This is a genomic window from Shinella sp. Sh6, from assembly GCF_055392685.1.
This window is the reverse complement of the sequence record NZ_AP044005.1, coordinates 420,488-432,350: the sequence shown is the minus strand read 5'-3', so window position 1 is coordinate 432,350 and position 11,863 is coordinate 420,488. Positions and strand designations below refer to the sequence as shown.

At 62.8% G+C, this 11,863-nt stretch carries 5 protein-coding genes; 1 reads left to right on the top strand and 4 read right to left on the bottom strand.

Annotated elements, in window-relative coordinates:
- Positions 1 to 215: 215 nt before the first annotated feature.
- Positions 216 to 1,184, bottom strand: coding sequence for a helix-turn-helix transcriptional regulator (locus ACZ5TO_RS02045; RefSeq protein ID WP_464799351.1), 969 nt, complete (start codon positions 1,182 to 1,184; stop codon positions 216 to 218).
- 303 nt (positions 1,185 to 1,487) lie between these two features.
- On the opposite strand from ACZ5TO_RS02045, the gene ACZ5TO_RS02040 reads away from it, so the two are divergent.
- Positions 1,488 to 3,131, top strand: coding sequence for a Na+/H+ antiporter (locus ACZ5TO_RS02040; protein WP_464799350.1), 1,644 nt, complete (start codon positions 1,488 to 1,490; stop codon positions 3,129 to 3,131).
- A 15-nt stretch (positions 3,132 to 3,146) separates the two neighbouring features.
- Here the strand turns inward: ACZ5TO_RS02040 and ACZ5TO_RS02035 are convergent, their stop codons facing one another.
- The 3 genes from ACZ5TO_RS02035 to ACZ5TO_RS02025 form a co-directional block, all read right to left on the bottom strand.
- Positions 3,147 to 4,259, bottom strand: a complete 1,113-nt coding sequence (locus ACZ5TO_RS02035) for a type 1 periplasmic-binding domain-containing protein (RefSeq protein WP_464799349.1) — start codon at positions 4,257 to 4,259, stop codon at positions 3,147 to 3,149.
- Between the two features lie 8 nt (positions 4,260 to 4,267).
- Entirely contained in the window at positions 4,268 to 4,627 is a 360-nt protein-coding gene (locus tag ACZ5TO_RS02030; protein WP_464799348.1) for a hypothetical protein, read from the bottom strand.
- Positions 4,628 to 4,733: 106 nt separating this feature from the next.
- Positions 4,734 to 11,603 (bottom strand): DUF5801 repeats-in-toxin domain-containing protein, encoded by a 6,870-nt coding sequence (locus ACZ5TO_RS02025; RefSeq protein WP_464799347.1) that lies wholly within the window; start codon positions 11,601 to 11,603, stop codon positions 4,734 to 4,736.
- Positions 11,604 to 11,863: the final 260 nt, after the last annotated feature.

Sequence of the window (11,863 nt, the reverse complement as noted above, 5' to 3'; positions counted from 1 at the left end):
CGATGCCGTCAGCAGGCCGTTGCTATGAAATACCGAGCGCACTCCGTAACTCCCTGGTCATATCGAACTGTCTCCAACGTGGATTTGCGACGCGGAGACCGATTCCGCATCGTTGACGCTGAACGATACGAAACGGGGCCATGGTGCTCTTGGGAAATACGGAACCGATTTTTGACGCTGGACGCACATATGCCGGACCATCCGGCCGCTCGATCTCAAAAGGACGAGCGCCGGATCTCGGACGGCGTGGCGTTGAAGCGCCGGCGAAACGCCCGGCTGAATGTCGACAGGTCCGAGAAGCCGACATCGTAGGCGATGGCGGTGATCATGCCGGAATCCGCCTCGCGCTCCTTGAGCAGGCGGAAGGCGAGGTCGAGCCGACAGTCGCGCACATATTCCGTGAAGGTCGTGCCTTCGCTCTCGAACAGGCGCTGGATGTAGCGCGGGGTGACGCCCTGGCGCTGGGCGACGAGATCGATATGGAGCCCCGGATCGGAGAGGTTCTCCAATACGTCCCTCTGTACCAGCCGGCGCCGCGCGGCCGCCTTGCTGCGTTCGTTGCGCTCCGCCCCGCCGCGCACGAAGCCGTCGAGCACCAGCGCCGTCAGGTCGTAGATGTGGCGCGACGCCATGTCGCCGGCCTTGGCCGAGGCGGGCGGATGGCGGCGCAGCGTCTCGACATAGTTCGCCAGCAGCGGCATGCCGCAGGCCGATGCCGGTATCAGGTAGCTCGCTTCCAGCTCGATGCGGGGGGCGAGATCGGCAAGCGTCTGGCGATCCAGCGACACGAGGTCGACGGTCGTCGGCCTGCCGTACCAGAATTCGTGGCAGGTCCCCTCGTTCAGGAGAACGATATCGCCCGGGGCGATCTTGACCAGCGCCTTGCCGTCGATCGAAATCTCGTGCTCCTCGTTGTGGATCAGCAGCAGGTATTGTTCACGGCCGTCCTGCAGCAACTCCCGCGTCCGGGCGCCGCCCATCGGATTGTAGTGGCCCCGGGCCACCGTCAGGCCGCCGGGCAGGGGCATCGCCTCCATGTCGATGCGGACATTGTCGCGGTCGGCCGGGGCAAACCGGCGCCCGCCGATATGACGCGCCATGAAATCGTGCACGAAGGCAAGCCGCTCGCGCAGCGGAACGTCTTCCGTCGACAATCGACGCGTGGGAAACAGGATGGAACCCAACCGCTATCCTTTCAGTTTGGCGACTTCGAAGGTTTCCAGCAAATACGACGGATGCAGAGAGTTCGATTCTGTACCGTTTTGCGGAATTGTACAGGCATTCGCGCAAGGTTGGCTTGACCGGCAGCGAACACGTATTTTCCCGCAAGCGAACATATGCCGCCGCAAGCGAGAGGATCGCTCACCTCGCTCGGAAATAGCGGCACTTTTCCGGTGCCGCGACTTGACCGTGGAAACCGCCGTTTTCAAACTCAAGGAGAAGCGGGACTCGCAAGGTTGCCGCCGGTCCGCAGGGCAGGAGATTGCATGGAGAATATCGGTATCGCGCTGATCCTGTTGCTGGCGGTGGTCGTGAGCGGGACGCTTGCCCGCCTCTCCCCGGTCGCCGTTCCCCTGCCGCTGGTGCAGATCGCGCTGGGCGCGGCCATCGCCGGCGTCACCGGATCCAGGGTGGAGCTCGAACCGCACTTCTTCTTCCTGCTCTTCCTGCCGCCGCTCCTGTTCCTCGACGGCTGGCGCATTCCCAAGGAAGGGCTGTTCCGCGACAAGGGAACGATCCTCGAACTCTCACTCGGCCTCGTCGTCTTCACCGTGATCGGGGTAGGCTTCTTCATCAACTGGCTCATCCCGTCGATGCCGCTGCCCGTCGCCTTCGCGCTCGCGGCCATCGTTTCCCCCACGGACCCGATCGCGGTCTCGGCGATCACCGCCCGCGTGCCGATCCCCAAACGCCTGATGCATATCCTGGAAGGGGAGTCCCTATTGAACGACGCCTCGGGCCTCGTCTGCATGCGCTTTGCCGTTGCCGCCGCCCTCACCGGCGTCTTTTCGCCGGTTTCGGCGCTCGGCACCTTCCTGTGGCTCGCGCTCGGCGGCATCGTCATCGGCGCGGGCATGACCTGGATCGTCATGAAGGCCAAGGACCACCTCTCGCGCAAGCTCGGCGAGGAGCCGGGCTCGCAGATCCTCATCAGCCTGCTCATTCCCTTCGGCGCCTATCTCCTTGCGGAGGAGCTGCATTGCTCGGGCATCCTTGCGGCCGTCGCCGCCGGAATCGCGATGAGCTATGCGGAACAGACCGGCCAGGCCCTCGCCGTGACGCGCGTGCGCCGCGCGGCCGTGTGGGACACGGCGCAGTTCGCCCTCAACGGCATCATCTTCGTGCTGCTCGGCGAACAGTTGCCGAGCATCGTGGCGGGGGCGGCGCAGGTGGTGGTCGATACGGGTCATCACGATCCGGTCTGGCTGGCGATCTACGTCGTGGCGATCAACCTCGCGCTGGCCCTGCTGCGCCTCGTCTGGGTCTGGATATCGCTGCGCTTCACCCTCTATCGCGCCGCACGGCAGGGACGGACGGTCGCGAAGCCGAACTGGCGGCTGGTGGTGGCGATGTCGGTGGCCGGCGTGCGCGGCGCCATCACGCTGGCCGGTATCCTCACGCTGCCGCTCGTCCTCGACGACGGGACGCCGTTTCCGGCGCGCGACCTTGCCATCTTCCTTGCGGCGGGCGTGATCATCGCATCGCTCCTTGCCGCCAGCATCGGCCTGCCGTTCCTGCTTCGCGACCTGGAACTGCCGCCCGAGCCCGGCCATCAGCGCGAGGAGGACGCGGCGCGCATCGCCGCGGCGGAAGCGGCGATCCGGATGATCGAAAGGCTGCAACACGAACTGGGCGAAGGCCGGGGCGACGCCGACCTCTATGCCGACGTCGGGAGCCGGCTGATGGAGCTCTACCGCCAGAGGATCGACACCCGCTCCAAAACCGGCGACGAGGCCGAGCAGGTCAAGCATCTCGAGGAGATCGAGCGGCGGCTGCGGCTGGCCGGCGTGAGAGCCGAACGCGACGAGATCTACCGCCTCGGACGCGCCCGCAAGCTCTCCGACGACCTCGTGCGCAAGCTCGTGCGCGAAGCCGACCTCATGGAAGCCCGCTACGCCGCCATGGCCTAGGATCGCCGCGCAAGCTCAAAACCCGGACGGGGCCGCATCCAGCAGGCTGGGCTTGCCCTGGGAGAGCCGGTAGATGGCGAAACGGCGCTCGACGCGGCCGTTCGCATCGAAGCGGAAGACGCCCGTGGCGCCCGCGAAGCCCGATGCGGCACGCAGGGCGTCGTTGGTCAGGCCCGCCTCGCCCTTGGCGCGGACGATGCCCGCGGCAACCGCGACGGCATCGAAGGCATAGGCGGCCTCCAGCGAAAGCGGCCGGCCATAGGCCGCCTGGAAGCGGGTGGAGATGCGCTTCAATGCGCGCTGATCGACCAGCGCGAGGAGCGAGCCCTCCAGCGCGGGCTCGGCAAAGCTCTCGACCGGCCATGTGCCCGCGCCGAGGAAGGGAACGTCCGCGGGCAGCACGCCGCCCTGGCGCAGGATGGGTGCGATGACCTTCGGCGCATCGGCGCCGATCAGCAGCACCGCCTGCACGGAGCCGAGCTTGGCAAGGCTCTTCTTGCCGGCCGGAGAGCTGGGGTCGGTCACGATATCGACGAGGTTGGCGCCCGCCTTCTTGAGGCCGCCGCGAAGGCGCTGTGCCTGCGCCTCGCTCAACGGGCGCGCCGCTACGGCCATGAGTTCCGTCTTGCCGGCCCCCGCCGCATAGGCCCCGGCCTCGACAAGGGCGTCGATCTCGTCCGAGACGATGGCGACGCCGCCGCTTTCCGGTTCGCTGGAAAGAAGCACGAAGGCCGATCCGCCGGCGCTGTCCGCAACGGCCTTGGCAAGGGACGGCGAGCCGATGAAGAATTTCGTGCCTTCGGCCGAGGCCTTCCTCACCTGTCCGGCAAGGTCGGCCGATCCCGCCTGCAGGTCATGCACGGTGAGCGCGAGCTGGCCGGCACCGAGTTCCTTCGCCGCCAATGCGGCACCGTCGCGATAATCCTCGGCATTTGCCGCAACGGCGCGGTCGATGAAGAGATCGAGATGCACATTGCCCGTGCCGACGCTGGTCGAGGTATCGGCCTTGCTCTCCTGCTGCGCGCTTGCAAGCACGTCGGGAGTCGAGGCGGACTGGCATCCGGCCAGCACCCCGAGCGCAAGCGAACAGACGCCGAGAATGCGCCGGCAGCGGGAAAAGACGTGCATGGGTGGGATCAGTTCATGTATTGCAGCATGCGCGAATGGAAGCACTCGCACTTGTTGATCGAATCCTCGTCACGATAGCTGGCCTTGAGATAGCCATAGGCCATGCCGCAGGCGACCTTCGTCTCCGAAGCCCAGGTGAAGGCCGGCTGGCGGGAATTGATCCAGCGCGGATCGTCGGCAACGCCGACCGCCTCGTTCATCAGCCGCACCACCTCATCGGAGAGCGCCGCATTGTTCTCCTGGCCGAGCAGGCTCGAGCCCGTCGCCAAGGCGCATTGCGCATAGCCTTCCCCAAGATCGGCCGCCTGAGCGGTCACCCCGCCGGCAAGCAGGATCGCCGCGGCAAGAACCCTTCGCATCGAAAACATGAAATCCCCCGAAAGACTGGAAAGCCTCTATTCGTCTACGCTTGTTTTCAGTCCGTTTCAACGCCCGGCTGTCCTGGAAAGGCCAGCCGGGCGTTCGGTTCACGCATCAGGAATGCGGAATGACCGCTTCCTTGTGATCATCGTTATAGAGGATCTTGACGCCGGCACTGGCGTCGAGAACGGCCACAGTGTGGAAGTCGCCCGTATCGCCGCTGATGTTCACCTGCAGCTTGTCCGCCGCACCAACGCCCCCTTCAAGAACCCGTACGTGGTTGTTGATCTCCGCAGGCGCGATCGCGTGGAGAAGAGCACTCAGGTCGACCACGTCACCCTCGGAATTCTTGTAGTCCATGATCAGGTCGGCCATGGCCGGTCCCTCGGTCACCGCTGCGTGATCGATCACGAAGGTATCTGCCCCGGCTCCCCCCGTCAGCGTATTGTGCCCCGGACCACCAAGCAGGACATCATCTCCATCCCCGCCGGTCAGCCAGTCGTCGCCTATCTCGCCAATGAGCGTTTCCGAATGAGAACCGCCCACCAGTGCATCCGCACCATCCGTTCCCGTGATCGTCAAACCCGTCGTCGCGGCCTCGATCGCAAGCGTACCGCTGGCCGTGTCGCCATCCTTGTCTGTCGCCGTGAGATCGAAGTTCATCTCGATCGGGCTGGTCACTTTTGTATAGGAGACATCTATGATGCCGAAGTTTCCATCCTTGAGCCCTGGGACACCCGCGAAGGCGTCTTTGGCGGGGTTTTCGATTTCGATACGATCGAAGCCGGCATCCCCGTAGACGGTGATCCTGGAATCGGCCGTCAGCCCCGTGAGAAGATAACCACCGTGCCCGTCCGAAGTAAGCTCCGACAGCGCGCGGAACTCCGTGCCGACCACAATTCCGGTGATTTCACCTTGCGATGCATGTTCCGACGACAAACTATTCCAATGGGTAGCGGAGTCCGTGCCATCCGGATTGTTGTCCGGCGCATCATAGATACGAATCCAGACATCGATCCCTGAACCGGAACCATCCTTTACCTTCGCAAGACCGAAGGCTACCGAGCTTACCGAATAATGCTCGGAATAATTGAAATAAGAGTCACCGTGCTTCTTGCCGGTCTCCACATCCTTTGCGAAATCGATCCGAAGAATATCGTCATCGTTGATCGACTGCCCCTTGCTCACCCCGATCGATTTCTCGCTGGGGTTTACAGATTCCATTTTATAGCCCGAAACAGCTCTGGACGCGGCGGAGAATAGCAATTCATTGTCAGTTGGCGTCTTGAAGGTCTCTTTTGAGTTATCCTTGAAGTCCTCCATTGAACCATAACTTCCATCATCCAGAGTCTGATGGAATGTCACGGTATAAGAGTCTTTCGTTTCGTCCGTCGCATCGGGATGGAGATGAACCTCGAAGATCAGCTTTCCGTTGGCGCCACTAGGCGCTGCTCCGGTCTTGGCGAGCAACGTGGTGCCATCATCGGCGAGATACAGCTTCACGGTCTTGCCCCCGGAAGTCACGTTGTCACCGTTTGAAGTCAGGGTCGTGCCGTTTTCCACGTTGAAGACGACCTTACCGCCGTCTGCACCGATATGATCGAAGAAATGCAGCGCGCCGCTGCCTTCGGCGTCGGCCTCATTCACGATGTGCATCGGCGTTGCGGTAAACTTCTCCGGCGCATCGTCCTCCACAACGACCGTTACCTTTGTCGATGTACTGGCCGAACCGTCCGAAACATTCACGCTGACATCGAACGACAAATCATCCTCGCCGCCGTGCGCATGATCAAGGGGACCGGCAAGCGTTGCAGTTACATTGCCTGTATCGTCTACATGCAACGTGACGATCGTCTTGCCGTCGACCTTGCCAACCAACGTATCGCTGTCGGTGCCGGTCCAAACCAGGGAATGCCCGCCGGACTTCAGATCCGATGGCGTGGAGGCGAATGTGATAGCCAGCGCATCGCCGTCCGCATCTTGCGGGTGGACGCTACCCTGCCCGCTTGCCTCGTTTTTCGTATCCTCAGCGCCTGCAACGGACTTGCTGTCGGCGATGCCATGCGGCAACCCTTCTTCGGATACGCGGATCGTCACTTCCTGCGCCGTCGGCGGAGTGTTCTGCACCGGGAGAACCGGCGCCTCGACCGTGATCGTCACATGTCCGAGCGTGACAGCATCGCCATCACCGTCAACCGCAACGACATACTTGCCGAAATCGAGCTTCACGTCCTCGTCCTGGCTGTGATCAAGCGGGTGATAAAGCTTGAAGACGGCCTTTCCATCGACGATTTCGAGTGTGAAGACGGGGTCGCCGGAGTTTGCTCCGGTGTAGCCGATGAGTTTGTAGCCGGACTGCTCGTTACCGATCCTCTCGACCGTTATCTGTTCGTCGCCGGAGGTTACACCGGCAAGAATCTCATGCGCCTGCGAGAGTTGGAAACCGCCAGCCGCGTTCTGTCCGTCGGCCCCGAAGGCCGCCGCCGTCGAAAGATCGACCGTAGTTTCGGCGGGTACAACTACTCCGGGCGTAACAGAGCCCGTTCCGATAGTGAGGTCGTCGATCTGAACCTCTGTATTCACCGAGTTCGGAGGCCAGATTTCCAGTCGCACGATCTCCTTTCCGGCAAAACCGGACGCTCCTGCTCCCGCCGTAAAGAGGGTGGTCAAAGGGTTTCCGACAGGGGTGGTGTCTGGAACAGTAACGCTCTGTTCAGCGACAAGGTGCCCCTGCGCATCATAGCCGCGCAAGACGACTGTCATCGACTGAGTGGGTCCAGCCACACCGATCTTCATCTGGTAAACTTCGAAAGGCTGGGTGCTGTCTTTCGCCGTTATAACAATGGGTTTGCACTGAAGGCCGTAGACGCTACCGAAACCGGTCCCGATGGTGCTCCCGTTGAACGTCAGATTTCCGACATCAGGAGCATGTACAGTTTGAACGGTCTGGCTGAAATCGATCGTCGTCGTCAACGAATCACCAGGCTGAACCGTGATCCCGCTCTCGCTCACCGATCCGCCAACATCTACACCGCGTCCCGGTGAATCATCGTTGACCGCTACGGTCAGTTTCGCGCTGGCAGTGTCGTTGTCGCCATCGGTTACCGAATAGCCGAATTCAAGCCGCAGATTGTCTTCCCAGGAAGTCTGCGTGCCGACGCCGTTTTCGCTCGTGAACGGGTGAGCGAGCGGGGCCTGTATCACTAGAGCATAGGTGCCGTCCGCATTGACGGTGAGCGTGAATACATCGAACGGATGGTCGGCATCGGCTCCCTGTGCGGTGCCCTTGAGCGTGCCGCCGACGCCGTCCTGCGTCCATTCGACTTTCACGTCGCGCTCATGCCCGACGCCATCGCCGTCGATCCAGATCGCCTTCAGCGAGATTTCGGCGTTCTTGTCGTCGTAAGCCTTCACCGTCTCTGCAACTTCGACCTGCTTCAGCCCGTCGGCGCCGGCGTTGAATGTCAACTGGCCGGATATCTGCGTATCCGTGCCGCTCACATCGCCAGGCCCGTTTTCGACACCCGCAGACAGCGGGTTTTGAAGATTCTCGTCGTCTAGCGTCGGCGTGTTCGATGTGTTGTGAGCGTCCGGCGCATCGTCCTGGAAGCGGATCTGGTCGCCGATATCGACGGACTTGACGACCGTGTCGCCGTCGTAGTCGGTCACCGTCAGCACGACCTTGACCTTGCCGGCGAGCGTCTCGATGTCGTTTACGCCGTTGTTCGGGTCGTGCTCGATCGGCAGGTACTGCGCCACCGCGATGTGGCCGCTGGCAAGGCCGGTCGACAGCGAGACCGCGAAGGCGACCTTGCCGTGCGCATCCGCATGACCCTGGGCATCGGCCAGGCGGCCCACGACCAGCCCGTTTTCCATGAACAGGTAGATCGAAGCACCGCCCGTCGTCTTCAGGCCGGAATCGACATCGCCGCCGCTTGCAAGCCCAAGGCTCACCGTCCGGGTCGCCGGCTCATCTGCGCCGGGAACCGAGCCGAACAGGACCTGCGCCGCCAGATTGGCCGCATAGCCAAGGGCCGTGACCGGATGCCCGGGCGTGCCTTCCGCCGCTTCCAACGCCTGGAACTGGTGCTTCACGGAGGCCGATTTGGTATCGTCCGCCTGCAGGTTCGCACTCTCGTCGTGCGTCACGCTGAAGCCCGTCGCGGTCAGGAACGTCTGCGGGATGTCGTCGGTCACGGTCACGTTGACCTTGCCGCCGAGCCCCACAGTGTCTCCGTCGCCATCCGTCGCCTGGATGATCGCGCCGAAGTCGATGGCGGCAATGGAGCCGGACGAGGCCGTCGTGCTCTGCAGCCCGGTATTCTCCTCTCCGCCCGTCACATGATCGAGCTGGTCGAACAGCTTGAAGGTGAAGTCGCCGTTGCCCGAAAGCTTGAACTCAAAAACGGTATGGCCGTTGGCCGTCGCCGTCACCGTGTCGCCCGAGACATGATAAACGAGATCGGTCCCCTTCGACGTCAGCCCGAGGCCCGCAAGGGCGGCCTGGGCGTCTGCCGCCTTGATGAACGAGAAGCCGCCGCCGGCAGCAGGGCCGTCCGCACCGAAGTTCACCAGCCCCGCCAACTTGCCCGATGCCGTCGCCGGACCAGGATCGAACGGCGACGAACTGCCCGTATGCGAACCGTCCCCGTCCCCGTCACTCGGCGACGTGCCAACCGAGTACCACGTCACAATGTCGTCCTCATCGACCGTGATGGCGGCGTCCTTGCCGGACACCAGCGCCGGCGCATCGTCCTGGAAGCGGATCTGGTCGCCGATATCGACGGACTTGACGACCGTGTCGCCGTCGTAGTCGGTCACCGTCAGCACGACCTTGACCTTGCCGGCGAGCGTCTCGATGTCGTTTACGCCGTTGTTCGGGTCGTGCTCGATCGGCAGGTACTGCGCCACCGCGATGTGGCCGCTGGCAAGGCCGGTCGACAGCGAGACCGCGAAGGCGACCTTGCCGTGCGCATCCGCATGACCCTGGGCATCGGCCAGGCGGCCCACGACCAGCCCGTTTTCCATGAACAGGTAGATCGAAGCACCGCCCGTCGTCTTCAGGCCGGAATCGACATCGCCGCCGCTTGCAAGCCCAAGGCTCACCGTCCGGGTCGCCGGCTCATCTGCGCCGGGAACCGAGCCGAACAGGACCTGCGCCGCCAGATTGGCCGCATAGCCAAGGGCCGTGACCGGATGCCCGGGCGTGCCTTCCGCCGCTTCCAACGCCTGGAACTGGTGCTTCACGGAGGCCGATTTGGTATCGTCCGCCTGCAGGTTCGCACTCTCGTCGTGCGTCACGCTGAAGCCCGTCGCGGTCAGGAACGTCTGCGGGATGTCGTCGGTCACGGTCACGTTGACCTTGCCGCCGAGCCCCACAGTGTCTCCGTCGCCATCCGTCGCCTGGATGATCGCGCCGAAGTCGATGGCGGCAATGGAGCCGGACGAGGCCGTCGTGCTCTGCAGCCCGGTATTCTCCTCTCCGCCCGTCACATGATCGAGCTGGTCGAACAGCTTGAAGGTGAAGTCGCCGTTGCCCGAAAGCTTGAACTCAAAAACGGTATGGCCGTTGGCCGTCGCCGTCACCGTGTCGCCCGAGACATGATAAACGAGATCGGTCCCCTTCGACGTCAGCCCGAGGCCCGCAAGGGCGGCCTGGGCGTCTGCCGCCTTGATGAACGAGAAGCCGCCGCCGGCAGCAGGGCCGTCCGCACCGAAGTTCACCAGCCCCGCCAACTTGCCCGATGCCGTCGCCGGACCAGGATCGAACGGCGACGAACTGCCCGTATGCGAACCGTCCCCGTCCCCGTCGCTCGGCGACGTGCCAACCGAGTACCACGTCACAATGTCGTCCTCATCGACCGTGATGGGCGCTGCCTGTCCATCCACTGCGACTGGTATGTCATCCGTGATAGACGCGCTCGTGCTACCGGAGACAACATCACCGCTTTTGTCGGTGATGTTGAATGCAATGTCCTTCAAGGTGACGTGGTCTTCGCCAGCTTCCCCATGCTTGACCGGGCCGAGTATCTTTAGCTCAAGGTCGTAGGTAACCTGGGACGCCCCGGGATTCGCGATGGCACTTTTGAGTGATATTTCAACAAGTGAAACATTGCCCGCCCGGCCGATTAGGACACCGTTCTCAAGCGAAAAGACGATGGGAAGGCCATTGACGGAGTAGAGTTGGCTGTCCAAGCCGCTCACGTTCGCAAATTTGAAAGAGGCAGAAGGGTTCGTCGGCATATCATTGCCGAAGTCGACGATCACTTGCGCGGTGGCGGAAGCCATCCCGCCGGCATTCACCTCCCCCACACGCAGCGATGGCGAGCCATCCTGGTTGGCGCCCTTGAGGCCATCCTCATCCAGGCTGGAAAAATCCGTAATAGAGAGAATAACCGGATCGTCATCCTCTAATGTGAGGAAAATCTCCTGCTCATCGAGTGTGCCGATCTGCAGCGCAGTCGGGGGCAACAGACCGATGGCCGTGTTGGCCTCACCGATATCGGAAGCGGTCTCGCTGAAATTGCCGCCGGCGCTCTGGCTGCCGGAGGCCGATGCCGTCAGCGTGCCGTCGGGGCCGGCCGCAACGTTGATGTTGCTTGCCTCGAGCGCCGCGACCAGGGCTTCCTGCGGGATTTCCACGTCGTCGATCACGAAGGTGGGGACGTGGAGGGCCGCATGCTCGATGACGATCCGGGTGCCGTCCGGCTGGATGAGGATAAGGTTGTCGCCGTCGATCTCGATCTTCTCGATGGAGGTGCCGGCAGGAAGCTTGACGACGTTGTCCGCGGCCGCGACGACCTCGACGCCCGGCTGGGCGGCGGGAAGCGCATCGGCGCCTGCCTGCGTTTCGGCCTGCGCAAGCTGCTGCGGATGCGCTTCATGAAGCAGTGCCGCCGCCTCGTGCGGGAACGCCACAGGGCGCTCACCGTCATACGAAACGTCGGAAACGGACAGGTTGTCGCTAAAGCTCTCGGTAGTCATTGCCGAACCCCTTCTACAATTGCGCTAGCCAAATCACGGAATTTTGAGGCGTTCAAGAGGGGGGGAGCCCAAACAATATACTGCGATATATAGCCCCCGAAACTTTTTTAACGATTGGTTAACCTGTCAATCAAGCAAGACTGTAGGGGGCACGGGGTGAGCCTCCGACGTCTCAGCGGCGGCCCCTCGGCAGTCTCTTCCAGCTGGATAGCCGCGAATGAGGGAAGCCCGAAAGAGCCTTGCATTGCATATCCAATAGC

Coding starts and splice junctions, on each gene's coding strand:
- ACZ5TO_RS02025 (WP_464799347.1), bottom strand. CDS start 11,603: ATGACTACCGAGAGCTTTAGCGACAACCTGTCCGTTTCCGACGTTTCG.
- ACZ5TO_RS02030 (WP_464799348.1), bottom strand. CDS start 4,627: ATGTTTTCGATGCGAAGGGTTCTTGCCGCGGCGATCCTGCTTGCCGGC.
- ACZ5TO_RS02035 (WP_464799349.1), bottom strand. CDS start 4,259: ATGCACGTCTTTTCCCGCTGCCGGCGCATTCTCGGCGTCTGTTCGCTT.
- ACZ5TO_RS02040 (WP_464799350.1), top strand. CDS start 1,488: ATGGAGAATATCGGTATCGCGCTGATCCTGTTGCTGGCGGTGGTCGTG.